Here is a 24,378-nt window from a genome sequence, read left to right on the forward strand (position 1 = left end):
TAAATCACTCCGCTCTGGAGAACGATAGCAGTCGTGTGATCAATCGAGAATCTCGCTTCACGAGCTGGGGGTCCCAAACCGCCGTCGGAATTCGCGCTCTAGCTGTCCGATCACGAGAGGGAGCAGACTCATCCCGAACACGAGTAGCCACCCCTCAACTCCGATAGGGACAGTACTCAGCGCCAAGGAGATGCCGGGCAAGTAGACTGCGCCGACGAGGATCACCGACGACAGGCCCAGTGCACCCCAAACGTACAGATTTTCCGTAACTTCATTTCTGACGAGACCGGACGTTATATCCCGGACGTTAAACACGTGCCAGAGCTGGGCGAAGGCCAGTGTGAGGAACGAAATCGTGACGGCCTCATCGGTGTCCATACCGCCGGCGTACATCCCACCGCCGATCACGAATGCACCGATGACCGCGGCTGAAATCAGTATCCCAAACAGCCCCAGTTCGGTCCAGTTGGTTCGGGTCATAATCGACTCCTCGGGATCTCTCGGTGGGCGATCCATAATATCGCTACTACCGCCACAGGCACCGAGCGCGAACGCCGGGAAGATATCGGTCACGACGTTGAGGAAGAGAATCTGCAGGGGGAGCAAGGGCAGTGGGAAGCCCAGTAGCGCAGCAATCAGGATGACGAGCAGTTCGCTGACGTTGCACGACATGAGATACAGGACGAACTTTCGGATGTTACTGAAGATGATCCGCCCCTCTCTGACGGCGTGATAGATGCTCTCGAAGTTGTCGTCCTGCAGAATCATATCCGACGCCTCCTGAGCGACTTGTGTCCCTCGCTGACCCATCGCAACGCCGATGTCGGCTCTCTTGAGTGCCGGCGCGTCGTTGACCCCGTCACCAGTCATTGCGACGATAGAACCGGCTGCCTGGTGAACGTCGATCAAATCGAGTTTGTTCGCGGGATTCACTCGCGCGAAGACGGACGCGTTCACGAACCGATCCCGCTCCGTCTGGGTGAGGTTTTCGACGTCATCGAGTTCACGACCCTCGATGACCTCGGTGTGATCCGGATCTACCAGTCCGACGCTCCGGGCGATGTTTCTGGCCGTTCCCGCGTGATCGCCGGTCACCATAACAACTCGCATCCCCGCATCCTGACACCGTTGGATAGTCGATCTGACTTCTTCCCGCGGTGGATCGATCAGTCCAACGAGCCCGATCAGCGACAAATCCTCGTACGGTGAGACCTCTTCACGATCTACCTCTTTCCGAGCGAGCGCAAGAACACGCAACCCGTCCTCGGCCATTCGCTCGCTCTTCTCGATCCACTCGTCTTTCTCGGTCGCCGATAACTCTCGGGAATCCTCACCCGTCATCACCCGAGAAGACGAGTCGATGACCGCCTCCGGAGCCCCCTTTACGGCTACCGTGTACCGTCCGTCGAAGTCGTGGTAGGTCGCCATCATCTTGACGGCCGGGTCGAACGACACCTCCCGGGCTTCCGGCAGCGATTCGAGGAGGTCGTCCCGGTCGAGTCCTCCCTTCACCCCGGCGATCAGGAGGGCGACTTCCATCGGGTCGCCCGTCACGTTCACCTCGCCGTCTTCCTCGGTCACGGAGGCGTTGTTACAGAGCACACCTACTTTGAGCGCCTCCTGCATAGCAGGATCCTGTGGCTCGTCCAACTCCTGACTGCCGTGCTGAAACGTCCCGTCGGTGTCGAGGCCAGTCCCCGTGACTTCCACCGAGCCATTCGCCAGCTCGTAGGCGGCCACAGTCATCTTGTTCTCCGTCAACGTGCCTGTCTTATCAGTGCAAATGATGGTCGTAGAGCCGAGCGTCTCGACTGAGGCGAGGTTGCTGATGAGCGCGTTGCGGTCGGCCATCCGCCACATCCCCCTCGCTAACACGAGCGTGGCGACGATGGGGAGCCCTTCCGGCACGGTCGCAACCGCCAGCGCGATGGCCGTTTCGACCATCAAGAGGAGGTCCTGCCCCCTGAGCCAGCCGGACACGAGGACGATAGCTGCCACCACGAGAAGTAATGGAACGAGCTTCTGTCCCAGCTCGTCGAGCTTCTCCTGGAGTGGCGTCTTCTTCTCACCTGTCTCTTGGAGCGATGCTGATATCTGGCCCAGTTCCGTGCCCGGTCCCGTGGCGACAACGACTGCTTCTGCGGTCCCGCGGGTCAGGTACGTCCCCTTGTAGAGCATGTTCTCCCGCTCGGCAAGGGGCACGTCTTCATCGAGGGGGTCGCTCGTCTTGCCGACGGGGACCGATTCGCCAGTGAGAGCCGACTCATCAACTTGGAGTTTGGACGGATCTATTACCCGCAGGTCGGCCGGGACGATATCACCAGCGTCAAGAATGACGATATCCCCCGGAACCAAGTCTTCCGCCGGAATTTCCTGATCGTCGCCGGCTCGGCGGACCCTGGTTTCGACCTCCGTCATCTCCTGTAGACTCTCCATCGAGCGGATGGCTCGCATCTCGGTGACGAAGCCGATAGCACCGTTAATGACGAGAACGGCCAAGACAGCGGTTCCCTCGATGATATCCCCCAGCACGAAGGCCGCCACGGCCGCGACTGCGAGCAGGAGGACGATGACACTCGTAAACTGGCTCACCAGTACCTCCAGCCATCGTCGCTGTTCGGCCTCCTGTAACTCGTTGGGACCGAATTGCTCTCGGCGGCGCAGGACTTCGTCTTCCGTCAATCCCTCGTCTTTTGAGACGTTGGATTGTTCTAGAACGTCGCTCACAGACCGCGACCACGGTGACTGTCTATCGTCCCTGTTTCGTGCCATCACTTAGGAAAGGCTCCGCATTTCTCTCACAGAACAGATTGTACGCGGGCCTTGTGTAGTTTTGGTACGGACTGATACGACCACTGAGTTCCTCCCCCGCCTCAATTGGGCAGATAATCTCTGCGTGATAGGCCGCCTTCGGGCCATCCTCTCTCTATTTCACTGATGCACGAGGCGAATTTCTGCCAGTCGAACCGGCCAGGTGCTCTCGAACTGCGCCAGTCAGATACCACTCTGATCCCATCAGAAGCGAGGCAGCGAGATCCTCAGAAGTCCTCCCCAAGAGACCCTAACAGAGTGTCAACGGCGTCGCCTGAGTTGTACTGTCTCGCCGATGGCTTGGAAGATTGAGTCAGCCCAATATCTCTACCCGTGAACCCGTCAAAATTCCGCTCCTTGGGAGCATAATGCCTCATCTGGTTACGACTTGTCTGCTTGAATGCGTCCCGGCAAACGGTGATGAGTGTCTAGCATAAAACACCAGTCTAGAACAATGTATGACTGAGTCGTGATTGCTGTGGATGAAAGTGACGAGGCCAAGTGTGCAGCAAGACGTGGTTTCGAATTCATCCAAATTTTCGATGCTACGGTTGATGTTGTACACGTCGTCGAACAGAAAGCACTCCGACTCACACGGACGAATAACGAGGAGACTCAGTTACGAGAACGCGGAGCAACTATCTTCACAGAGATGGGGAACTTGCGTCAGAGTTTGGCCGCCCTGTTACCACGAAACTGCTGGAAGGCAAACCCACGATCCGGATCAGCGAATACACAGACGAGCAGGACGCAGACTTGATCGCCTCGTCGGCCGACAGGATTTGACTGGGCTCAGTCGGCGTCTCTTGGGCGGTGTTACCGAACGGGTCCTTTATCGAAGTGACGTCCCCGTGCTCGTCACCTCCGGCGAGGACAACGGAAATGGGACGAACGTATATACAGTCACACAGCGCGGTCAGCGTGAAATAGAGGTACGACGTGAATGGGAAAACCAGTATCTGGAGAGCAAAGAATCGGTGCCTGCGTAGCACCCACCGGTCTGTCGGAAGCGACAGTCACCTCAGCGGAATCCCTCTTGTAGTAGCCAGAAAGGACCTCAGTCAGCGGGCTGTGCCTCCGTAGCTGGTGTCCCACTTGGAGGCCCAGGGATGGACAGATCCACGCGGCGGAGGAGCTGTGCGTTGATCGCGACGATTACTGTACTCAACGACATCAAGAGTGCACCCACAGCGGGGGACAGCAGAATCCCGATCGGTGCCAACACCCCTGCTGCAAGCGGAATCGCGAAGACGTTGTAGCCGGCCGCCCAGACGATGTTCTCCTGCATCTTTCGGTAGCTTGCCTTGCTGAGCTTTACGAGTCGCACCACGTCCATCGGGTTGTTCTGGACGAGGATGACGTCGGCCGACTGGACCGCAACGTCGGTGCCGCTCCCGATCGCGATGCCGACGTCGGCCCGCGTCAGCGCCGGCGCATCGTTCACACCGTCGCCGACCATCCCCACGAGCTTCCCCTGATCTTGGAGTTCCTGGACTTTCTCGTCCTTGTCTTCGGGGAGGACCTCCGCGAACACCGTGTCGATGCCCAGTTCGTCGGCGACAGCGTCGGCGACATCCTGGGAGTCACCAGTCAACATCGCGACCTCGATGCCCAGATCGTGGAGGGCGTCGACGACGCGGAAACTCTCCTCGCGGATCACGTCGGCCATCGCGAAGGCGGCGATCAGCTCTCCGTCACGAACAAGGTACACCACCGTCTGAGCGTTCTGTCCCGCCTCGTCAGCGAAGCGCTGGAGATGGTCGGGTATTTCGCTATCGAGTTGGGTCAACAGGTTCGGCCCGCCGACGTACACCTCATTTCCACCGTCGGACTCGTCCGACGAGCCTCCGGCGAAGCCGGAGACGTCGACGTTCGCGCGAACCCCTCGCCCTTTGATCGCCTCGAAATCGGTCGCCTCAGGAGCGGATAGATCACGCTCGTCGGCGGCCTCACGGATCGCTCGGGCGATCATATGTTCGGAGTCGCTCTCGACGGCCGCCGCCAGCCCGAGCGCGTCGTCCTCCTCGACGCCGTCGACGGTCGCTATGTCCACGACGCCGTGCTCGCCTTCGGTGAGCGTCCCCGTCTTGTCGAAGATGATCGCGTCCAGATTCCGCGCATCCTCCATCGCGATGCGGTCGCGAACAAGCATTCCGTTCCGAGCGGCGAGCGACGTATTGATCGCGACCACGAGTGGGATGGCGAGTCCGAGTGCGTGTGGGCAGGCGATGACGAGCACCGTCACGACGCGCTCGATGACAGTCACGTCGAACGAGACTGCGACCGTCCACGCGATTGCGGTCACGACTGCCGCCCCGAGCGCGACGTAGAACAGCCAGCCGGCTGCGCGGTCGGCCAGCACCTGCGTCTTGGACTTGCTCTGCTGGGCTTCCTCGACGAGCCGCATAATGCCCGCGAGTGTTGTCTCCTCGCCCGTCGCACCGACGCGGACACGGAGGCTGCCGTCGCCGTTGATCGTGCCGCCGATGACCTCGTCGCCGGGGTCCTTTGAGACAGGTTTCGACTCGCCGGTGATCATCGACTCGTTGACGTCCGAATCACCCTCCTCAACGATGCCATCAGCAGGGACACTCGCGCCCGGCCGGACGAGCACGAGGTCGCCCTCGGAAAGTTCACTGACAGGGACTTCTTCGGTCTCCCCCTCGTTGGTGATCCGCTCGGCGGTATCGGGCATCAGCTTCGCCAGCTCGTCGACGGCGCTCGAGGCCCGTCGTACGGATCGCATCTCGATCCAGTGGCCCAGGAGCATGATATCGATCAGCGTGACGAGCTCCCAGAAAAACGCCGACTGTGTGGGGAAGACCACGCTCGCGAGACTGTAGACGAACGCGACGGTGATCGCCATCGAGATCAGCGTCATCATCCCCGGCGAACGGTCTTTCAGCTCCGGCACCGCCATCTGGAGGAACGGCACTCCACCATACGCGAACACGATCACCGCGAAGACGGGATTTATCCACTCGCTGCCAGGGAATACTGGGACGGAGAACCCGAGCCACTCCTGCAGCATGTCGCTGTACAGGAGGACAGGGATCGACAGGAGTGTCGAGACAAAGAAGCGCCGGCGGAACATCTGCTCGTGGCCTTCGTGCATCCCGTTATGCCCCTCGCTGTGTCCCTCGTGGGGACCGTGTTCGTGCCCTTCGCCCTCGTGTCCGGCGTGCTGCTCGTGGGGCGTCGTCTCACTCGCCGCAGCAGGGTGAGCCTCGTCCTCCAGTAGCTCCTGTTCTACCCGTTGCTCGTCAGACTCGTCGACCCCTGCATCGTGGTTTCTATGTCTGTGTTGGTGGTGACTGTCGGTGTGCTGCTGGTCTTCCCCTCCCGTGGGGGTCTCATTTGTATCTTCGTGGTCGTCCATGTATCATTCTCTCTGTAGAAATGGATCCGCCTGCTTCCTCAATGTTCGGCCCCTAAAACCATACGTCAGGGTCAGTGTAAGGAAACTCCGAAGAGAACAGTAGGCCGTTCGCCTAGGATTTTCTGTGCTATCCTCAGGCGTGAGCGGTGTACCCGGCCTCTTCGACGGCTTCTACGAGGGCCGTGGCGTCCGCGTTCCCATCGACGCTCGCCCGTTCTGCTTCTCGGTCGACTCCGTTAATCAACTCACCCAGAATCACCATGTCTACCGCATCCCGCCGAATGGTTCGAACGTCTCTCGTCGAGCCAGTCGGTGTCGAACTCACGTCTCTTCGAGCTAGTGAATTCACAGCCCGGACTAGAACGTGGTTTAGACAGTTTCGAGAGATTATCCTAAAGGCAGCTGTCCGGAACTTCGAACGGGCGGTGAGCCTCTGAATCATACAATCTCGCGCGTCTAAACAAGGTCCTTGACCTGTATTTAACGAATTGAGAGAACGGGAACGAGTGTGTGAATCGTTGTATGACACCCTCGAACGTCACCAATCTCGTACTGTTTCACCAGCAGCATTCTTTGTTGTGTCCGGAAAAGACGACTCTCTGGAGAGAGACGGCTACTCCTGAGTGAGTAATCGACGGAGCACCAGATGAAGAATTCCGCCATTTTCGACGTATCGAACGGCTGCAGGTGTCCCCACCTGAGCCGTGACCGGGAATTCGACAGTCGAGCCATCGGCACGTTCTGCGACGACGGTGAGTTCATCGTTCACGTCTAGGCCGTCGTCGAGTCCGTGAATCGCGACCCGTTCCGAGCCATCGAGGCCGAGCGACTCCCACGAGTCATCGTGGACAAACTGGAGCGGCAAGACACCCATCCCGACGAGGTTGTCACGGAAGATGCGCTCGTAGCTCTCGGCGATCGTCGCACGGACACCCAGCAGATCCGTTCCCTTTGCCGCCCAGTCCCGGCTCGACCCCGTTCCAAGTTCCTCGCCGGCGAACACGACGAGGGGCGTATCGTCCTCGCGATAGCGGCGGCTGGCTTCGAAGACCGTCGTCTGGTCGCCGGTCGGGTGATGGATCGTGTAGCCGCCCTCCACATCGTCGAGCATCTGGTTCTCGATGCGGACGTTCGCGAAGGTGCCGCGCATCATCACCTCGTGGTTCCCGCGCCGGGCACCGTAGGTGTTGAACTCGTGGGGTTCGACACCCTGTTCAACAAGCCACTCTCCGGCCGGTTGCTGGCGGCTGAACCGCCCGGCGGGACTGATGTGATCGGTCGTGACCGTATCACCGAGCAGCATCAGCGTGCGGGCGTCTTCGACGTTTGCGACGCCGGGCTTCTCCAGCGGGAAATTCCTGAAGAACGGCGGTTCGCGGATGTATGTCGAGGAGTCGTCCCACTCGTAGACGTCACCGGTCGGTGCGTCGAGCGCCTCCCAGCGCTCGTCACCTTCGAACACTTCGGCGTACTTCTCTTCGAACATCGAGGAATCGACACTGTCGTGGACCGCCGCGTGGATCTCGTCGGCGCCGGGCCAGATGTCAGAGAGATAGACCGGATTGCCGTCGTCGTCGGTGCCGAGCGGATCGTGTTCGAGATCGATATCCATACGCCCGGCGAGTCCGTAGGCGACCACGAGCGGCGGACTGGCGAGGTAGTTCGCCCGGATCTTCGGGTGGATGCGTGCCTCGAAGTTCCGGTTGCCGGAGAGGACGCTCGTCGTCCAGAGGTCCTCGGCGTCGATCGCGCGTTCGATCGGCTCGGGAAGCGGCCCAGCGTTTCCGATACAGGTCGTACACCCGTAGCCGACGACGTTGTAGCCGAGGTCTTCCAGATAGGGAAGTAGCCCCGAGGCTTCGAGGTATTCGGTGACGACCCGACTGCCCGGTGCAAGACTCGTTTTGACGTACGTCGGAACGTCGAGCCCACGTTCGACGGCATTGCGGGCGAGCAGCCCCGCCGCGAGCATCACGGACGGGTTCGACGTGTTCGTACAACTGGTTATGGCGCTGACGACGACACTGCCGTGCCCGATCTCGGTCGACTCGCCATTCACGTCGACTTCGACTCGGTCGGTGAGATCGCCGACGTCCGGTTCCGGAAGATCGGGGTCAGGTCGGTCGTCGTCGGAACCGCTGCTCTCGCCGATCCATCGTGTGATCGCATCTTCGTCGATATCGTCGAGTTCGTCCTCGAATTCGCCGTGGACCAGTCCCCGGAAGTGCGTCTTCATATTTCCCATCGGGACGCGATCCTGGGGGCGTTTCGGCCCGGCGAGGCTGGGAGTGATCGTCGAGAGATCGAGTTCGACCGTCTCGGTGTACTCGGGATTCTGTTCGCCGAACAGCCCCTGTGCGTCGAGATATTCGCGAACGAGTTCGATGTGCTGCTCGTCGCGGCCCGTGAGCTCTAGGTACTCGAGCGTTGCTTCGTCGACGGGGAACATACTGATGGTCGAGCCCTGTTCGGGCGCCATATTCGCGATGGTCGCCCTGTCTGGAACGGTGAGATTCGATACACCGGGGCCGAAGAATTCGACGAATCGATCGACGACTCCGACCTCCCGAAGCTGCTCAGTGACGTGAAGGACGAGGTCTGTTGCGGTCGCCCCTTCGGGAAGTTCGCCGGTGAGCCGGACCCCGACCACCTCGGGGAGCTTCATCGTGATGGGCTGGCCGAGCATCGCGGCTTCGGCTTCGATGCCGCCGACACCCCAGCCGACGACGCCGATGCCGCCGATCATCGGCGTGTGGCTGTCCGTCCCCACGAGCGTGTCCGGCAGGAGCCACTCTTCCCCATTCTGCTCGCGGGCGTGGACGACCTGTCCGAGGTATTCGAGATTTACCTGGTGGACGATGCCCGTTCCCGGCGGCACGACGCGGAAGTCGTCGAACGCCTGTTGGGCCCACTTGAGGGAACGGTACCGCTCGCCGTTGCGCTCGTACTCCAATTCGACGTTCTTCTCGTAGGCATCCTCGGAGCCAAAGTAGTCGACCTGCACGCTGTGGTCGATCACGAGGTCGCACGGGACGTCCGGCTCGACGACAGTTGGATCCTTGCCCTTGCGATCGACCGCTGAGCGGAGTGCTGCGAGGTCGACCACGGCAGGGACGCCTGTGAGGTCCTGCAGGACGACTCGGGAGGGCGTGAACGGGAGTTCGACGTCTGGGACGTCGGGTTCCCACGAGGCGGCATTCCGAATATCCTCGTCAGTTATCGTCTCCCCATCGGCGTTGCGGAGAACGGATTCGAGGAGAACGCGGATACTGACGGGGAGCTGGTCGAGTTCACAGAGCCCCTCGTCTTCGAGGACTGTGAGGTCGGCCATCTTGTAGGAGGTGCCGTTGAACTCGAATTCGCGAATTGCGTCGAATGGAGACGGTTCATTCATACCTTGTCCTACGGTGACGTGGCTCTTGAATCGTCTCCCCCATAGACGGAGTGACGATGAGGACGGTCATTTCTATCGGTTAGAATGAGAATGTCGGTGTACCTGATTCGGTTGACAACTGATTCTGTTACGAACTCGTCCCCGGCGGCTTCGGTTTCTCAGGTGCCGTCGATTCGATGCGGCCCTTGAAGAAGACGAGTTCCTTGTTCGTGTGGTCGTGGTCCTGTCCCGTGAGAAGGGTCGAGTGCTAATCCAGCGAATTCGAGCCGGATGAACGATCCTATTCCTGAAAAACGTTTAGATCGCATTATAAACGTTCTCGAACGTTCTCCTGTGTGAATCCACACCCACGTGGATAACTCCCGAGCAGTCCTACGAGTAACCGAGGAGAAAGACGATGACCAACTTCACACTCGGCCGCTGGCTGCTCGTGGCCCTCGCGATTGTCGGACTCGCGTTCGCCGCCCCCGTGGTCAGCGCACACGGCGACGAAACGGCCGCTGACGACGCGCCCACGGACAATGCCACCGCCGCAGATGAATGGGCCACCTGGATGGAGGCACAGATGACCGAACACATGGGCCCCGGTAGCGTCGAGTGGATGGAGTCGCATACGGGCGTGACCGTCGACGAGATGGCTCGGGATATGGCTGACGAGGAATATCACGACGGGGCTGACGACAGGTACCACGGCGGGATGTACGGGCAGGGCCACTGCTGACGGCCCTGACCGTTTCGATCGCTTCGACAGAACACCGCGGTTCACCAACGCAAGACAATGACGCAACTCACCACGCACATCGGACGCACGGCTCGTCGACTCGCGATTCTCGCCGTCCCGCTGCTGGTCGCGGCGGCTGGAACGGCTGCTGCCCACGGTAGTGGGAGCTACGGCGGCGGCGGTATGATGGGCGGGAGCGGCTGGGGCCTCTTCGGCGGAGCGATGGGGCTCTGGGGACTCCTCTGGATGGGGCTCCTCATCGCCGTCCCGCTCTACCTCGTCTATGCGCTCTTCGACCAAGGATCCGGCGGGAACGGTGAACAGTCGCTGACGGTTCTCCGTGAGCGCTACGCCCGCGGTGAGCTCTCGGACGACGAATTCGATCGACGGCGAAAACAGCTGGAACGTACCGGATGACCGGGTTCGGTGTTGTTCCAGCCGATACATCACATTCCCAACGCCCGCCGTTGCGGCACCCAACCGTTAACCCCGTTGACGGGGTATGTAATTCATGAACTATACAATACAAACAGCAGTAACCGGCGAATTCGACGACGTTGTCGACACGACGATCGCAGCGCTCGAAGACGAAGGGTTCGGCGTCCTCTGTGACATCGACATCCAGGCGACGCTCAAGGAGAAACTCGGCGAAGAATTCCGCCAGTATCGCATTCTCGGTGCCTGCAATCCCCCGCTGGCATACGAGGGACTGACCGAAGAAATCGAACTCGGCGCACTCCTCCCGTGTAACGTCATCGTCTACGAAACCGATGACGGCGATATCGTTGTGAGTGCTGTCGATCCGAAGCAACTGGTCGGCATCGCGGACAACGATGCGCTCGACTCGATCGCGACCGAGGTCAATGAGCGTTTCGAGCGTGTTCTCTCGGCCGTTACCGACGAACTAGGATCCACGTCGGAGGCCTGATCTCGATGTCTTCATCGAACCAGCTCGACACTACGACCATCATCCTCCTCATCCTCGGGGCAATCATTGTCTTGCCCTTGCTCACGATGGGGATGGGCTTCGGCGGGATGATGGGCTACGGTGGAATGATGGGCGGATACGGGACGACCAGCGGCTGGTGGCCACTCGTCGGGATGCTCGTCCAGTTGGTCTTCCTCCTCCTCCTGCTCGGTGGAGGATATCTCGTCTTCCGTCGCGTGACCGAATCGCAGTCGTCGCGGAATCCTGCAATGGAGGAACTCCGTGTAGCGTACGCTCGCGGTGATCTCACGGATGAGGAATACGAACAACGGAAAGACGCCCTCGAACGCGAGACCTGAACCAGACCCCTCAACGATAGAAACCACTGGAAAAACGACACCACCTTCGTTGCTTCTTGTGGTCAGAGAAGTACACGAAAGCTGGGCTCTTCGGGCTTCTACTTGGGACAGCCTTCTGTCTCGTCGCCCTCTTCACCAATCCCGTCCCGGGCCCATCGTTCCCCTGGGCTACACTTCCTCCATCGCTGAGACTCCCGCTTCAGCAGCCGAGAATCGAACACTGGCCAGTCACCGACGCGATCGGCATCTGGCTGTGGGTTTTCTGCTTTCCCGCACTCTTCCTCGCTGGATACCGGCGATACGGCGATATGGAACGTGGGGCAGCGGTGTGGCTCATTGGGTTGCCGACCGTCGCGATGCTGGGCAGGACCACGTACTGCCGGTTCTTCTGGCCGAAGCTCCATCCACCGACCTGGAACGCCCCGGCCTACACGTTCGGTTGCTGGCTGTACTGTTCGACCTACGACGTGCTCTGGAGCAACGCAGCGTTCCTGATTGCGCTTCTCGGCGCCGTCGCCACGACTCTGATACTGCAGCGAAGACGCGGAACCAAGTATGCACTCATCGGGTTCGGCATACTGGCCATCCCCCTCGGTCTCCCAGCCCTCTACGAGGGAATCCGACAAGCAAGGACTGAGGGCTGACTTCGGTCGTTCAGCCCTGGGGCCGTGGTTCGATTTCGTCGAGTGCTTCTGTCGCCACGTCTCCCAGTTCACCGGCCTCAATATGCGAATACCGCTCACGGACCATCTCCTCCGAATTGTCGAGATACCGGGCCGCCACCGTGTACCCGAACGCGCGGACAAGTACCTCACCCATCCCACGTCGACCACCGTGGGGGGCCAGATAGTCGTGTTTCGGATGGTCGATGTCGATCTCGGCAGTCTCTGAGAGTCGCTGGAGAATCGACCGTGCGCCGTCCGTCGTGATCGACGGCGGCCGAATGTCCTCATCGAGCGCCAGCAGGAGGTCGCGAGCGAATTCTTCACGGCGCTCAGCAATTACTTCCGGACGTTCCCCTCGGTCGGCGAGCTCTTCCTGGACGAACCCTGCGAGCGTCCGTTGATCGAACGTCGGAAACACCGGCCACCGGTCCGTCGGCGGGTCCATCAATTTACGATAGCTCCGCAGCGGCGAGATCACCGGGTCGGGAAGACTCGCGGCGTCCCACTGCTGTTTCTTCCGGTAGACGTCCATACTCCCGTCGTCGAGCGAGAGGTCCTCCCAGCGGACGCCGCGCCGGCGCGGATCGTTCGGATCACGGAGGAGTTCCCCGACGCGGACGGCGGTGTACGCGAGAACGAACACCAGAGCCCGGTCACGAGCCGCCTTCAGCGCCGCGTAGCGCGCGCGCTGCTCGTCGAGGGGATCAGTATCCTCTGGGGGTGTCGTGTACGCCTCGACGGCGTCGCGGGCCCGTTCGTCGACGTGGCGGGTGAGGGCGTGGCGCTGTTCGGACGTCCAGGCCTGCTGGTCGCCTGGCTTACGGCCGTCGTCCTCCGGCAGCGGTGCCATCGCACTCGCTCGCTGCGCGTAATGCGCTTCGAGATATCCCTCGTTGACGCACCAGCCACACCATGCAGAGATATAGCGATAATAGGTTTGGACGGTGTTCTGTTTGAGTCCCCGGTCGCCAGCGAGGTGACGGGCGTACTCCCGGAACACGCGTTCGTCGAGATCGTCGAAGGTCGGCTCGCGGTCGACGTCTTCGGGGACGATCCCGGTCCAGTCGTCGGCACCGCGGTCGCCGGCGGCCCACTCGGCGAATCGCTCGAGCTCACGCGCAGCGTTTCGTCGATAGTTCCCGCCGTCGCCACCGCGGCCTTTCCCCTTGTCTTGGAGGTAGCGCTCGAAGGAACTCGCGAGTGACTGATTAGTGCGTTCTCGAGGTGTCATCGTTCCTCGTTCGCGTACTGGTAAGTCGGACGGACGTCCTCGAAGAGCGTTTCGACGATTTCCCAGAGGATCAGGGAAGGAGTCTCGTATTCAAATGTGATCCCCCAGCGGTCCTCCGTATTGGCGGCAGAGTACTGGAAATGCGCCCGTCCGAGATCGGGATGGTCCTCGTCCTGGTGCCAGCCGGCGTGAAAGCCCGTGTTCGGATCGGTGTAGTTGATACGGAACCAATCGTGTGGGTCCTGTCGATACCACTTGACGGTCAGTTCCGGCGAATCAGGGCCCGTTGGGGGATTAAGGCGGGCTGGATCAAAAACCGCCCGCAGCTGCTTGGCCTCGATATCATCAGGAACGTACTCGACGGCCGTGATCTGGGGGACACGGTCGAGGACGTCCCGCTTCAATTGGGCGTAGAGGTTCGCGTTCGGGTCACCACCTGGATGCGGGACCGACATCCGTTAGCTGCTGGCCTCGGCAGGCTCTGTCGTCGGAGCGAGGAAGTCCCACTCGCGGATGGCGAAGCCAACGATCTGGATACGCCGTTGAAGGTGCTCCCACTCGCGGGCGATTTCACGGCGCCGTTCTTCCTCGTCACCGTCAAGGGACTCGTCAGCGAGCGTTCCGCGAAGCTGGTTCGGTGACTCGGCGCCGAATTCGTCCTCCCAGTCGCGGATCTGGGTCTTAATATCCGCGAGCCGGTCCGTAAGCTCCTCGACAGTGTGTCCGCTGTCTCGAAGACGCATCGCCTCCTGCATCGCTTGGCGGCGATAATCAGGGTAATACGTCGTGTGAGTACCGCTTTCGTCACGGTGGAGGATGCCGTCGTCGACGAGTCGCTCGAGGACGCGCTTAGTTGGTTCGTGTGACCAGCCCGCTTCGGAGGCGATCCAGTTGGCCGTCTGTGGCTCCGACAGCTGCCGAGCAACCATCCGCACTCGGTCTTCACCCGTGGTCTGGCGTTCCATCAGGCCCTCGGAGTTCGATTCATTTTCGGTCATACACCATCGTTCGGGCTTTGTCTTAATATAGGTTGAGGTCATTAGTCCTATATCGAATCAACTTCTTCGCCATCGCCCTGATCTCAGCTGAGGGTAGCCAGAGCAACCTCGGAGCCCGGTCTTGGCGGCTCTACCCCGGGGGAAGCGCCGTCGTGAGGTGGTTGCAGCATTCGTGCTTCACCGACGGCGGCAGGGTACTTCAAAGTGGTCGTGATTATTCGTGTAATCACGTCCAGGCTCTTATTCACCCGAAATGCCGCATTCCGGCAGTAGAAGTGCTAGTAGCCGAGAAATCCGATTTATAAATTATATATTGCTATACCAAAACTGAGCCATGGAAGTTCAGATTGTCGGAAGATGGATTTTGACAAATCATAGTCTGAATGATGTATATCACAGATGTACGGATTCTGACTGGCTAATCACGCCAGTAGCGAGTCTACATTCCGAGAAAAGCTAAGAAAGTAAGGGTGTTTCTCCACACAATCGCACGAACAGAACGCTTCCAAACTGCTTCTAAGCAACTGAAAAATTCAATCACTAGTTAGTTAGGTTTGACTCTGTTGAAGTCCTATTCTCAGATATAATTCGACTGAACACCCGGTCGATGAGTACACCTATTGAGCGACTGTTTCACCCTAAATCAGATGAGAAGAACCGTCTCGATCTGGTGAGTCGCTTCGGTCAGTACAGGGAACGTATTTACTATTGAAGTCAGTAATTGAAGTATGAACGAGGTCCGCGGTTTCGACTTGGAGAATCCGTGGGTATTCGTCTTCACGAACGTTGTTGTCTGGGTAGTAGTCGTTAGTACCATCCAAACGGTTCTCTTCGACGGTGAGTTGACTGGTGCAGTCATCGAGGGAACTGCAGGCGGTTTCGTTTGTGGAATTACGCTGCTCTATCTCAGGAGGAACGACTGGTTCTGACACATTCAGCCAATATAGCGGAGCTACGTATCGTTCTGTAAATAGGTATATACGTGACGAGTCTATCGGAATATGTGAGATGGTTGCCCTCCTTCAAATAGTCGTCAACGGAGGTAGCTTCTTAGTTACTCTCCTCTCATTCTGGGTATATTTCGACGGAGTGGAGAAGCTATCCAGCCTCGAATCGAATCTATGGGCTGTCTCAGTTCTTATCCTTGGTATCTCTGGCATCGTCATCGGTTCTTTGGAAATAGTTGTCCTCGGCGTCTTCGTAGCTCTCCTCTACGTATTTCGGACTCGGATAGTTTGACTTTGTAGAGAACCTACGGATTTTCCGGTTCGCATACAGGGACTCACGGCTTATGCGGCTGTGAAATCGTAAAATAAACACCGTATCAAGAGTTCGATGACACTCTAGAATCAGTCTATTAGGTCATCGGAGGTGCTGTTGATGTACTCTACTGAATTACTGTTACTGTCGAACGGGATATGGGTTTCCCTGTCTCGGATTCCGGTTTCGCAGGTAGAACACACCGACAATTACCGCACCTATGATGGGTGGAATAAACATACCGATAAAGAACCCGACAGCCCACATATCGGCAGTCTCAATACTTCGTTTTCGACCATCAAGATATATCCATCCAGCACCAAGGAGGCCGAGAAAAACTGCTAACATTCCTGATATTTCGATACTAATCATATGCTATTGTCCGTTAGTCCGTCATATATCCCTTGGGGTAAAGTGAGTCGAGTCCCTCGAACAGCAGCCCAGTCGAACCGATTCTTTCTGACGTGCTTACTTCCGATACTAGTTAGTCGAGGGTATCATAGACCTCCCACACCAACCAGAAATCACTCAGTTCAGGGTAGTAGTCTATCGGCGCTTCAGTAGCACAGAACTGAGCATAAGCGCCGAAAAGACGATTGCGAAGCCCATCACTCCGACTCCGAAAACGTAGTACGGGTTCGTGAAATTGGGACTGTTGAGGAACAGAAAGAGGCTAAAACTCGAACCCATCAAGACAATCATCGCAGACTCAATACTCGGATTATACCAGTCTTCAAGCGAATCCCGAACAGTCCCATACATATCAGAACAATAACTTCTATACCGTATAGCGTTTGCGGTCAGTAAAAATCCGATAAGTTCGCAGACTCGTTCTCTCGGCTGATTCGCCGTTACTGAAGTGAAATCAAAGCTTAGGAATCGCTCAGTACAGAGAACTCACGTCTCAATCAAAACTGTGTCTGAGATGGGTACTAGAACTCTTTGTCTTTACCTCGTTCTTATTGTCGAGTGGATGAAATTAGTGAGTGATGGCTGTCACACTCAAACAGAGAAAACTCCTGGGCAGCGTTTTACTCGTTGTCGGATTCAGTATCGCCCTCGCGCAACTGATCACCTTCCCTGGGATGCTATTCGGTGGCTGTACTGATGTCGGTGTTCCAGAGGGACAGGGGCAGGGAGTCAGCATTATCGGTGTGCAGGATTCAAATCTACTGTATACTCCCGATGGAGTGAACGAATGTAGTATCCCGCTTCCCGCAGTCCTCATTCCATATGGACTCATCGCTGTCGGGGGTGGATTGATTCTGTCCACGAAGTATTAGTCCCATCTATCCCCGCACAACGGTACTGGATTCGAGCAACCTTAGCCTAATCAATACGCACGTGAAGTGTGTGGTCGATTCAGCCATTCTTGGCTGGAATCATCAGTCCTGAATTGGTCAGTATAGGAAGTGTAGTTACCGAGCAGTACAGGAAGTATAGCCCGGATGTGGGCCACGGTTTCGATGGTAGTGTTTAGTTTGGAGCATTGAGCCAGGCAGCAAATGCTTGGAGCCAATTTTCGGCGGTTTGTGACTCAACGTGACTGAAGCAGTTTGAGAACGAGGAAGTTCTGCGTTTGAACTCGCGGAAAATACGCTCGATGGCGTTCCGATTTCCATTTCGTTCTGTTTGAAATCGGAGTCCAGCTCTGGCCAGCGCAGTTTGGAAGTGTTGAGCGCCATTGACCAGAAATACGGCAGATTCGACATCGTGTTTCTGACGAAGTTCTCGCAGAAAGATCTCGGTTAATGCGGTCGTTGTCGTCGAAAATAATCGGAGGTGTAGCAAATTGTTTGTGTCGGGATCGGCCGCGGCGTACAGCCAGAATTGCTGATCGTTGATTCGAATCATAGTTTCGTCTACGGCAACGTGATTCGGGCTTTGACCCTCTGCAGGCTGTAAATCGGCCTTTTGCACCCAATCGTGGATTGCTTTACGAGATCGCTCGACACCCAACTCTTCGAGAACAGAGACGGTATTCGACAGCGACAACCCTGCTAACTGCAGTTGAATACCAAGCTTCATCGCACGCTCGGGTGTCCGCTGTCGTTCCACAAAATCCAAATCAATCCAGTCTGTATATCCGCTGAGGCGGTTGATTTTTGGCATAGACCACCACAAAATCACGCCGCCTCACTCTTCATCCGTAACTAAACACGACCGCCCAGCTCTGGCACGTGTTCAATATGCGAGAGCTCACGTCGGGCATCGTGCGCAACGAGGTCACCGAGAACGCGTACGTCTGGGGTGCCCTCGGCCTGTCCGCTCTGCTGGTGATTGGCACCGTCTACCTGCCGGGGGTTTCGCTGGCACTGAGCACTGCCCTCCTCGGTCTCGAAAGCTGGCTCGTCGTGCTCGGAATGAGCCTGCTTCCACTCGGCGCCGGCCAGGTTGTCCTGGAATTTCGCCGCCGGTTCGGGACTCCGAAGCCGGGGACACGACTCGAAGATTTGTTGTTCGATTGATAACGACCGGTTGGTCAGCCGATATCGCTCTCGTCAAGCTGGGACCAATTATCCAAGCCGACGCGGAGAGCGGCTTTGAGTGCGCCGAGGATGACGGGGCCGAAGAACAGTCCCATAATCCCGAACGCGTACGCCCCGCCAAGGATACCGAGGAGGATGACGGCAGGATTGAGCTTTGCGTACCTGTCGACGGCGAATGGACGGAGATAGTCGTCGGTGAGCCCAACCACGATGACGCTGTAGACGAATAATCCGGCGGCGAGTAGCGGTTCGTCCGTGAGATACAGGTAGACCACCGCCCCACCCCAGACGGGGATCGCACCGACGAGCGGGACCATCGCGAGAACGATCATAACAGCCGTCCAGAACAACGCATTGGGAACGCCAGTAACGACAAGCCCGACTCCGGCGACGACCCCCTGGACGATGGCAACAAAGACGTGTCCGAAGAGAACGCCCCACATCACGTCGTTAATCTCGGTGTAGAGATCGCGCTGACTGTCCATTGGGAGGGGGACCGTTCGGTGGAGCCAGTTGACCAGCTCATTACCGTCTTTGAGAAGGTAGTAGACGAGAAAGAGTGCCAACGCGATCCCGATGAGGTGGAAGGTGATCGTACCGAACGCTTGGGTCGACCGTTCGAATACGATCGTCCCGATTTCCCGCCCTGAGCTGACGAATTCGCCTGCGATATCGACCTCTCGCCCGGTGAGTTCCTCAATCCGGGATTCGATCACCTCGATCTGCACTGAGTCAGTGTCGAAGTCCTGGAGGATCCGGTCGGCACTATCCACAACGGTCGCGAGAACGACTACGAACGGTGCAACGAATCCGGCAACCGCCAGGATCACGAGCGAGAGTGCGGCTACCATCGGCGATACGTACGCTTCGAGGCGGATCTGCAGTGGATAGAGCACGTAGGTGAGGAGGACGGCACCGAGGACGTACTGGAGAAACGGCTGGATCAGCATAGTCGATAGCACAAGGAGGGTGACGATGAGGGCGAGGACAAACCCCTTGCTGAGGTTCACAACTTCGAATTTGTCGAGCAAAGGCAAAAAGATTCGATATTATCACAGATTTAAATCACTTTTGCTGCTAGTGACTGTCAGGATCAATCGGACTCGAATCGAAGCCAGTCGGCCACAGCCCCACTTATCCGTCTGTGTGTCCAACGAGATACCGTATGCCCGAAGAAGTCCTCTTTCAGTCAGAGGGATCCCAAAGTCGATCGGAGATCGCGTCGTATCTTCGTCGAGTCGCAGACAAACTCGATGCCGGTGACGATATCACCCTGACCGCTGGCGAGCAGTCAGTGACAATGACTCCTCCTGCCCAACCGACGTTCGAGGTGAAAGCCGAGCGCGAGGGACCGACCGATAGTCCTGGTGAGCTGAGTATCGAGTTCGAGATCGAGTGGGCTGAAGATGGAGACGTCGGAAACGGTGAAAGCGGTGGTGGGTTGGAAATCGAGTGAAGGCGGTTCTCTGTGGCGAATCGGTATTTTTGCGGAGATTACCGGCGAGAGTAGAGATCTCCTAGCTTGTATGGATTATTGTTCTGTCTCCGATTGCAAGACAACATCCGCGCTTGGCGGCATTTCTGTCTGACCCAACTGCCAGAGAGGTCCCGAATGAGTCTCCAAGTCGGATTCAACAACCACAAGAGACGAAGCACCCGTTCACGACTCGATCTCTCTGATAATTTCGTCGGCTTGCTCACGAGCTTTTTGCTCACCCACGTTCTTCTGGATCAACACCGACTGGACTACCCAATCATCGGGGGCATCCCGCTTCCCCATCCGAACCTCGCTTCCCTTCGAGACGGAATCAGAGACACGGTCCGCCCAGTCTGGCGTCCGAATTTGATCGAACTGGTCAGGGTCCCGATACCGAACGTGGATGTACTCGTCCTCTGTTGTAATCGACTTGACCTCTGGAATCCGGGGCATCGTTGTCGATACGATGAGGAAATGCAAAAAATCAACAGGTCGGTTCGTTCGATACTGATGGTTTATACGAAGTACTCGCCCACCAGCCAGATCGAGCTATCGTTAGGGCTCGTCCTCGGGGCATTGTTCAGATTAGCTGATTGAAGCAGACGGCGAATGCTTGGAGCCACGTTTCCGCTGTGTTCGGACTAGCGTGGCAGCTGCGTTGGGCGTACTTGCGACGTTTGCGTTGCTGGGCGAGACAACGGCGTGTGTCGGCCACGAGGCACTGTCAGACATCACCATTTTCGAGGGGGGTGCCTCCGACCTCTAGGAGCGAACGTAGTGAGCGAGTAGGCCCGAGAGGAACCCGACACTACATAACGCAACCTCCTAGACTACGACCAACCGACTCACAGATATTTAAGAACAGTCGTCTCTACACCTGAAATACGGAGGTCCGACGTACCGCACCCGTCAAACTCGTCGTCCCCGACGAGCGCCGCAACGACCGCCACGAATCCGCCCGCCAGTTCCTCGGTCTGCGACGGTGAAGAGGGGTTCTGACCTGTTTTAGGATTTGGCGAAATTTTTCATCGTTCGTCTCAGACCGCGACGAAACCAGCAGTTAGCTGGACGCCCGAAAGGTCCGTATGGTGTCTCTGTCACCGCGGACTGTATCAACTTCGACGAGACCCAGGGAGGTGAAGATGCGGCTCCAGTCTCGGTAGTATAGAGGGGTGTCGTTGTCGACATAGTTCACGTCGGCGCCGGACGGCGATGACTCGTAGATTGGCCCCTCAATCTCCGCCGTGACGAGGATAGTGTCGGTGATTCGAGCCACCTCCTCGAAGACCCACTCGACATCGGGATGCAGGTGCTGTAGCGTTTCGACTGTGTAGACCGCGTCGAACTGTCCGTCGTCGAAGTCCGTGATGATGTCCTCGATTGGACTGCAGTGAAATGTCCCGTTTGTGGCGACTAGAGGATAGTGCTCCCTCATCACGTCGAATGCCTCGGCGTTGACGTCGACACCCGAGAGGTTCTCAAAACCGCAGTCGGCGAGATGTGCGAGGTGGCGCCCCGAACCACATCCGAGTTCGAGGACAGCCGCGTCACGGTGGAGGTACTCACTGAGGATATCACGAATCAACGTACTTGTCTCATCCGGACCGTAATATGCGTAGTAGGCCGGCGAGTATTCACCCGCGCGGTTCGTCCACGTGTCTCGGACGGTATCAGGGTCCACGTGTATTGACTCCGGTGGATCCATAAAACGTCGTTGGACAGCATCTGAGACACTCAGCGAGATGGAGGACGTTGGCGGCGGGGATCTAACTGAAGGACCCGAGATCGATTTCGATACCGAACAGGCTCCCGTGGGACCCTGCGCGACGAACGTCGTCTGTGCCTAATACAGGTACAGCAATTCCGAGCGCCGGTCACGCGCCGAGGCAAGATCGGGCGCTGAGACACCGCCAGGCGAGTCATCGGTCGTGTTTTTTGCTCCCGCTGAGAGGGATTCCTCGAGAGCTCTCACAGTCGGGTGCTCTCCGTAGATCAACAACAGCTAACGAGCGATGTGTCGATCGACGATATTCCAGTCGACATCGCGAACACGCCATCGGGCGACGTCGATCCCACCGACGTTCCCGACGCAATCGAGTCGGTCACCCGAGGGCGTGCCGGCGAGCAGCCGCCGATGAATCCGCTGGTCGTTCTCAAAGCGGCCCGCTGGTGGTATCTAGGAGAATTGAATTCGATTGGGAATTTTGTCCCCTACGACTCCGACGTGTCTCAGCGATCTCACCCTTCGATGTTCACTTCGATAGAGGTGTGTATTTTCTGCCGTATCATTGGAGAATCATTAAGAACACATCGATAAAGGTGTGTATCGTCGGAGCAGCAGACTAAACACTTCGATAGAGGTGTGCAATCAGTATACTCCCGCAGATCATCTTCGACAACAAATTGCGCGTGTAATCACTACATTAAAATCAGAACTAGAGAGATGTGGATTCTGTGCTTTCAGCTATTATAGCGTCTATGTCGACGGAATACACTTCGATAGAGGTGTGTGGAGTTGGCTGGCCTGAAACCATCGCCTCAATCACAGTTCAGGAAGAAGACAGCCCCTATCGGAGTGTATGTGGATTTCTCCCGAATACACATCGATAGAGGGGGGCGGGGACAGCAAGTCCACCACCAAAGAACGCGAATCTGATCAGGTTTCGTTTCGAACCTGTGTTCTTACAACCGACGTGACTTCGTCGTCGGAGACCATCTTGAGACGAGAATCTTCACGCAGCGTGTCCAAAATAGTGTCCGGGCGTTCCCCGAACTGGAACTCGAGAAACATTCCCGAGCTTGGCCCGTGGCTCCGACGCTCGAAATCGACCAACGAGTACGTTGTCAGTTCCTTCATCTTGTTTACGTACGACTCCTGTTGGTACTGATCTGCATCGATCGAGTCGGTCAGATACTGATACACCCGATACCCGGTCGTGCTCCGAGCGGTGCTGTCTTTCGTTTCGGCAGCAACAGCCGCTGTCGCGTACAAACAGAGTTTCTTCTGTGTGCTAATACCACGGACAACTTCGAGGACCCGGTTCTTTTCGACTTTATCTTGCGCTTGCCGGACGTGTTCTTCGCGAACACTGTCGTCACCCTCCCGCTCGGCGAGTTCACCGGCGACACGCATCAAGTCGATGGCTTTCCGGGCGTCACCGTGTGTTTGTGCGGCGAACGCTGCTGCCAGCGGAATAACGTCATCCTCGACGACACCGTCGTGGAAAGCGTCCTGGCGACGGCGGAGGATCGCCTGAAGTTGGTTCGCATCGTAGTCGTCGAAATGGACGTCTTCAGGCGTGAACGAGCTTAACGCGCGACTGCCGACAGACTCCATCATTTTGGTATCGTTCGAGATCGCGACCACAGAGAGATACGCGGTGAGGTCGTCGGCGGCACCGGCTCGCGACAGCTGATAAAGCAACCGGGAGAACGCTGGTTCCTGTTTGTCCCGGCGACCAACGAGCATATCCAGTTCGTCGAGGACGAACACCACGGAATCGAAGTTCTCGTTGACGATGCGGTAGAGTTCGTCCCATTTCTCTTTCGTCGCCACACCGTGTTTCGGAACTTCGACGTCGACGCCCGCTTCGCTTGCGGCTTGCTGTGCGAGCTCGTAGACCGCGACACCGAGCGTGTCGAGATCCTGGCAGTTGACTTCGATCGTGCCGAACTGAATGTCCCGTGAGTCACAGATTCGACTGATGTTTTTGCAGACGGCTTTCGTGATGAGGGATTTTCCCGTCCCGGAGGGACCGTACAGGAACAGGTTCGGTGGTCGGTTGTCACCGAGTGCGACTCGAAGCATCTTCGTGACTTCCTGCAGTTGTTCGTCGCGACCGACGATCCGATCCTCTGCAACGATGTAGTTTGGATCGAGGAGTGACCGATCACGGATGAGGCCATCCTGCTCGTCGAACTCGAGGAGCATCTCCTCGATGGATTGTGACTGCCTCGGTTGGTCAGTATCGGCGGGTCGACTAGATGACGATTGGACCGTCGATTGCGAGGACGAATCCGTGTCGGCGGAATCGGATGCGAGATCCGCGTGCGTCGTGGTCTCATCCTCCGATGGTTCCGATCCTGTCTTGGAGCCATCAGAATCGTGAGTCCTCATAGTGACGACCATACAACCGGGGGACAAAAGTGTTCTCCCACCCCTATCGAAGTGTATTTTGTTGATACAGGTGATCAAGTCGTGTTTTTCAGCAGTAGCTGGTGGTATTGGAACCGGTCTTCTGAGACGGACAACGAAGTGTTCCCACCGAGAGGGTGCAGCAAGAGACACACCCCTCTATCGATGTGTTCGGAGGAAACATACGGGGGGTTACTCTCCGAATGTACCGGACACTTAATCGAGGCGAGATACACGTATCTTTGCCGATAACACGATGATCGAGAGTATACGTGGTTCCGTCCGGTCTATAGTTCGATTTGAGATTTTCTTTCGTTCTCTTCTTCTCTTATCTTTCTACATACGAACACACACACACACCTCTATCGATGTGTTCGATGTGTTCATTCGGTCCCGATTTTTCCTCAACAGCGAGGCGATACTCGTCTGATCGTAATTGACCCTCTCACACTGAAATCACGTCTCATACGGATCTCCTCGAATCTCTACTGTTCTCCTCCCGTTTCAGTCCACTTTGCTCATTTTTTTCGC

At 57.5% G+C, this 24,378-nt stretch carries 22 protein-coding genes and 6 pseudogenes; 15 read left to right on the forward strand and 13 right to left on the reverse strand.

The features are described from left to right. Nucleotides 1-57: 57 nt before the first annotated feature. Nucleotides 58-2,727, reverse strand: a complete 2,670-nt coding sequence (locus NO876_RS11440; RefSeq protein WP_256421810.1) for a cation-translocating P-type ATPase — start codon at nucleotides 2,725-2,727, stop codon at nucleotides 58-60. A gap of 562 nt (nucleotides 2,728-3,289) precedes the next feature. Here NO876_RS11440 and NO876_RS18045 point away from each other — a divergent pair. Beyond that, complete coding sequence (locus tag NO876_RS18045; RefSeq protein WP_345780748.1) at nucleotides 3,290-3,571, forward strand: hypothetical protein; 282 nt, start codon at nucleotides 3,290-3,292, stop codon at nucleotides 3,569-3,571. A gap of 127 nt (nucleotides 3,572-3,698) precedes the next feature. Further along, nucleotides 3,699-3,800, forward strand: a pseudogene (locus tag NO876_RS18050) (PadR family transcriptional regulator); the annotation flags it as partial. A gap of 68 nt (nucleotides 3,801-3,868) precedes the next feature. Here the strand turns inward: NO876_RS18050 and NO876_RS11445 are convergent. From NO876_RS11445 to acnA, 3 genes and pseudogenes are all read right to left on the reverse strand, one after another. Next, a complete protein-coding gene (locus NO876_RS11445; protein ID WP_256421811.1) occupies nucleotides 3,869-6,190 on the reverse strand; it encodes a heavy metal translocating P-type ATPase in 2,322 nt (773 codons plus the stop codon). Between the two features lie 133 nt (nucleotides 6,191-6,323). Beyond that, nucleotides 6,324-6,419, reverse strand: a pseudogene (locus NO876_RS11450) (heavy metal transporter); the annotation flags it as partial. Between the two features lie 384 nt (nucleotides 6,420-6,803). Further along, on the reverse strand, nucleotides 6,804-9,584 hold the full coding sequence (acnA, locus tag NO876_RS11460; RefSeq protein WP_256421812.1) for an aconitate hydratase AcnA: 2,781 nt from the start codon (nucleotides 9,582-9,584) through the stop codon (nucleotides 6,804-6,806). Between the two features lie 397 nt (nucleotides 9,585-9,981). Here acnA and NO876_RS11465 point away from each other — a divergent pair, with 397 nt between their 5' ends. The 5 genes from NO876_RS11465 to NO876_RS11485 all read left to right on the forward strand — a co-directional run bounded on the left by NO876_RS11465 (nucleotide 9,982) and on the right by NO876_RS11485 (nucleotide 12,236). Next, a complete protein-coding gene (locus tag NO876_RS11465; RefSeq protein ID WP_256421813.1) occupies nucleotides 9,982-10,305 on the forward strand; it encodes a hypothetical protein in 324 nt (107 codons plus the stop codon). A gap of 57 nt (nucleotides 10,306-10,362) precedes the next feature. Continuing rightward, nucleotides 10,363-10,722 carry an SHOCT domain-containing protein gene (locus tag NO876_RS11470; protein WP_256421814.1) on the forward strand — a complete coding sequence of 120 codons (360 nt, stop codon included), beginning with the start codon at nucleotides 10,363-10,365 and terminating at the stop codon, nucleotides 10,720-10,722. A gap of 94 nt (nucleotides 10,723-10,816) precedes the next feature. Beyond that, entirely contained in the window at nucleotides 10,817-11,233 is a 417-nt protein-coding gene (locus NO876_RS11475; protein ID WP_256421815.1) for a DUF302 domain-containing protein, read from the forward strand. A gap of 5 nt (nucleotides 11,234-11,238) precedes the next feature. Next, the gene (locus tag NO876_RS11480; RefSeq protein WP_256421816.1) at nucleotides 11,239-11,592 is read left to right on the forward strand and encodes an SHOCT domain-containing protein; all 354 of its coding nucleotides are present in this window, start codon (nucleotides 11,239-11,241) and stop codon (nucleotides 11,590-11,592) included. Nucleotides 11,593-11,900: 308 nt separating this feature from the next. After that, nucleotides 11,901-12,236 carry a hypothetical protein gene (locus tag NO876_RS11485; RefSeq protein ID WP_256421817.1) on the forward strand — a complete coding sequence of 112 codons (336 nt, stop codon included), beginning with the start codon at nucleotides 11,901-11,903 and terminating at the stop codon, nucleotides 12,234-12,236. A gap of 10 nt (nucleotides 12,237-12,246) precedes the next feature. On the opposite strand, the gene NO876_RS11490 is transcribed toward NO876_RS11485, so the two are convergent. Genes NO876_RS11490 through NO876_RS11500 form a run of 3 tightly spaced genes read right to left on the reverse strand, consistent with a single transcriptional unit; the run spans nucleotide 12,247 to nucleotide 14,528 of the window. Next, the gene (locus NO876_RS11490; RefSeq protein WP_256421818.1) at nucleotides 12,247-13,488 is read right to left on the reverse strand and encodes a phage integrase SAM-like domain-containing protein; all 1,242 of its coding nucleotides are present in this window, start codon (nucleotides 13,486-13,488) and stop codon (nucleotides 12,247-12,249) included. Next, complete coding sequence (locus NO876_RS11495) at nucleotides 13,485-13,943, reverse strand: hypothetical protein (protein ID WP_058984796.1); 459 nt, start codon at nucleotides 13,941-13,943, stop codon at nucleotides 13,485-13,487. Before NO876_RS11495 ends, NO876_RS11490 begins: the two co-directional genes overlap by 4 nt. A 3-nt stretch (nucleotides 13,944-13,946) precedes the next feature. Next, complete coding sequence (locus NO876_RS11500; RefSeq protein WP_256421819.1) at nucleotides 13,947-14,528, reverse strand: DUF7342 family protein; 582 nt, start codon at nucleotides 14,526-14,528, stop codon at nucleotides 13,947-13,949. A gap of 686 nt (nucleotides 14,529-15,214) precedes the next feature. Here NO876_RS11500 and NO876_RS11505 point away from each other — a divergent pair. Continuing rightward, nucleotides 15,215-15,415, forward strand: a complete 201-nt coding sequence (locus NO876_RS11505) for a hypothetical protein (protein ID WP_256421820.1) — start codon at nucleotides 15,215-15,217, stop codon at nucleotides 15,413-15,415. 79 nt (nucleotides 15,416-15,494) lie between these two features. Further along, nucleotides 15,495-15,725 (forward strand): hypothetical protein, encoded by a 231-nt coding sequence (locus NO876_RS11510; RefSeq protein ID WP_256421821.1) that lies wholly within the window; start codon nucleotides 15,495-15,497, stop codon nucleotides 15,723-15,725. 162 nt (nucleotides 15,726-15,887) lie between these two features. On the opposite strand, the gene NO876_RS11515 is transcribed toward NO876_RS11510, so the two are convergent. After that, complete coding sequence (locus NO876_RS11515; protein ID WP_256421822.1) at nucleotides 15,888-16,118, reverse strand: hypothetical protein; 231 nt, start codon at nucleotides 16,116-16,118, stop codon at nucleotides 15,888-15,890. 617 nt (nucleotides 16,119-16,735) lie between these two features. Here NO876_RS11515 and NO876_RS11520 point away from each other — a divergent pair. Next, nucleotides 16,736-17,029: a hypothetical protein gene (locus NO876_RS11520; protein ID WP_256421823.1), complete on the forward strand. Its 294-nt coding sequence runs from the start codon at nucleotides 16,736-16,738 to the stop codon at nucleotides 17,027-17,029. 193 nt (nucleotides 17,030-17,222) lie between these two features. Here the strand turns inward: NO876_RS11520 and NO876_RS11525 are convergent, their stop codons facing one another. Next, entirely contained in the window at nucleotides 17,223-17,858 is a 636-nt protein-coding gene (locus NO876_RS11525; RefSeq protein ID WP_256421824.1) for an IS6 family transposase, read from the reverse strand. 65 nt (nucleotides 17,859-17,923) lie between these two features. Between NO876_RS11525 and NO876_RS11530 the strand changes: the two are divergent. Then, a pseudogene (locus NO876_RS11530) lies at nucleotides 17,924-18,214 on the forward strand (cation transporting ATPase C-terminal domain-containing protein); the annotation flags it as partial. 14 nt (nucleotides 18,215-18,228) lie between these two features. Here the strand turns inward: NO876_RS11530 and NO876_RS11535 are convergent. Next, entirely contained in the window at nucleotides 18,229-19,245 is a 1,017-nt protein-coding gene (locus NO876_RS11535) for an AI-2E family transporter (RefSeq protein WP_256421825.1), read from the reverse strand. Nucleotides 19,246-19,400: 155 nt separating this feature from the next. On the opposite strand from NO876_RS11535, the gene NO876_RS11540 reads away from it, so the two are divergent. After that, nucleotides 19,401-19,691: an amphi-Trp domain-containing protein gene (locus NO876_RS11540; protein WP_256421826.1), complete on the forward strand. Its 291-nt coding sequence runs from the start codon at nucleotides 19,401-19,403 to the stop codon at nucleotides 19,689-19,691. Nucleotides 19,692-19,895: 204 nt separating this feature from the next. Here the strand turns inward: NO876_RS11540 and NO876_RS11545 are convergent, their stop codons facing one another. Beyond that, complete coding sequence (locus tag NO876_RS11545; RefSeq protein WP_256421827.1) at nucleotides 19,896-20,165, reverse strand: hypothetical protein; 270 nt, start codon at nucleotides 20,163-20,165, stop codon at nucleotides 19,896-19,898. Nucleotides 20,166-20,599: 434 nt separating this feature from the next. Between NO876_RS11545 and NO876_RS18055 the strand changes: the two are divergent. Beyond that, nucleotides 20,600-20,683 (forward strand): annotated as a pseudogene (locus NO876_RS18055) (transposase); the annotation flags it as partial. An 89-nt stretch (nucleotides 20,684-20,772) separates the two neighbouring features. On the opposite strand, the gene NO876_RS11550 reads toward NO876_RS18055, so the two are convergent. Next, nucleotides 20,773-21,393: a class I SAM-dependent methyltransferase gene (locus NO876_RS11550; RefSeq protein ID WP_256421940.1), complete on the reverse strand. Its 621-nt coding sequence runs from the start codon at nucleotides 21,391-21,393 to the stop codon at nucleotides 20,773-20,775. Nucleotides 21,394-21,451: 58 nt separating this feature from the next. Between NO876_RS11550 and NO876_RS11555 the strand changes: the two are divergent. After that, nucleotides 21,452-21,559: pseudogene (locus NO876_RS11555) on the forward strand (cold-shock protein); the annotation flags it as partial. A 131-nt stretch (nucleotides 21,560-21,690) separates the two neighbouring features. Further along, nucleotides 21,691-21,891: pseudogene (locus NO876_RS11560) on the forward strand (DUF8013 domain-containing protein); the annotation flags it as partial. Between the two features lie 477 nt (nucleotides 21,892-22,368). Here NO876_RS11560 and NO876_RS11565 read toward each other — a convergent pair. Then, nucleotides 22,369-23,643, reverse strand: a complete 1,275-nt coding sequence (locus tag NO876_RS11565) for an orc1/cdc6 family replication initiation protein (RefSeq protein WP_256421828.1) — start codon at nucleotides 23,641-23,643, stop codon at nucleotides 22,369-22,371. Between the last annotated feature and the right edge of the window lie 735 nt (nucleotides 23,644-24,378).

The sequence above is a fragment of the Halobellus rarus genome (assembly GCF_024494595.1).
Taxonomy (GTDB): domain Archaea; phylum Halobacteriota; class Halobacteria; order Halobacteriales; family Haloferacaceae; genus Haloquadratum; species Haloquadratum rarum.

Bases quoted from the DNA above. Each gene is read 5' to 3' on its own strand.
- NO876_RS11445 (WP_256421811.1), bottom strand. From the start codon at position 6,190: ATGGACGACCACGAAGATACAAATGAGACCCCCACGGGAGGGGAAGAC.
- acnA (WP_256421812.1), bottom strand. From the start codon at position 9,584: ATGAATGAACCGTCTCCATTCGACGCAATTCGCGAATTCGAGTTCAAC.
- NO876_RS11465 (WP_256421813.1), top strand. From the start codon at position 9,982: ATGACCAACTTCACACTCGGCCGCTGGCTGCTCGTGGCCCTCGCGATT.
- NO876_RS11470 (WP_256421814.1), top strand. From the start codon at position 10,363: ATGACGCAACTCACCACGCACATCGGACGCACGGCTCGTCGACTCGCG.
- NO876_RS11475 (WP_256421815.1), top strand. From the start codon at position 10,817: ATGAACTATACAATACAAACAGCAGTAACCGGCGAATTCGACGACGTT.
- NO876_RS11480 (WP_256421816.1), top strand. From the start codon at position 11,239: ATGTCTTCATCGAACCAGCTCGACACTACGACCATCATCCTCCTCATC.
- NO876_RS11485 (WP_256421817.1), top strand. From the start codon at position 11,901: ATGGAACGTGGGGCAGCGGTGTGGCTCATTGGGTTGCCGACCGTCGCG.
- NO876_RS11490 (WP_256421818.1), bottom strand. From the start codon at position 13,488: ATGACACCTCGAGAACGCACTAATCAGTCACTCGCGAGTTCCTTCGAG.
- NO876_RS11495 (WP_058984796.1), bottom strand. From the start codon at position 13,943: ATGTCGGTCCCGCATCCAGGTGGTGACCCGAACGCGAACCTCTACGCC.
- NO876_RS11500 (WP_256421819.1), bottom strand. From the start codon at position 14,528: ATGACCTCAACCTATATTAAGACAAAGCCCGAACGATGGTGTATGACC.
- NO876_RS11505 (WP_256421820.1), top strand. From the start codon at position 15,215: ATGAACGAGGTCCGCGGTTTCGACTTGGAGAATCCGTGGGTATTCGTC.
- NO876_RS11510 (WP_256421821.1), top strand. From the start codon at position 15,495: ATGGTTGCCCTCCTTCAAATAGTCGTCAACGGAGGTAGCTTCTTAGTT.
- NO876_RS11515 (WP_256421822.1), bottom strand. From the start codon at position 16,118: ATGATTAGTATCGAAATATCAGGAATGTTAGCAGTTTTTCTCGGCCTC.
- NO876_RS11520 (WP_256421823.1), top strand. From the start codon at position 16,736: ATGGCTGTCACACTCAAACAGAGAAAACTCCTGGGCAGCGTTTTACTC.
- NO876_RS11525 (WP_256421824.1), bottom strand. From the start codon at position 17,858: ATGCCAAAAATCAACCGCCTCAGCGGATATACAGACTGGATTGATTTG.
- NO876_RS11540 (WP_256421826.1), top strand. From the start codon at position 19,401: ATGCCCGAAGAAGTCCTCTTTCAGTCAGAGGGATCCCAAAGTCGATCG.
- NO876_RS11545 (WP_256421827.1), bottom strand. From the start codon at position 20,165: ATGCCCCGGATTCCAGAGGTCAAGTCGATTACAACAGAGGACGAGTAC.
- NO876_RS11565 (WP_256421828.1), bottom strand. From the start codon at position 23,643: ATGCTCCTCGAGTTCGACGAGCAGGATGGCCTCATCCGTGATCGGTCA.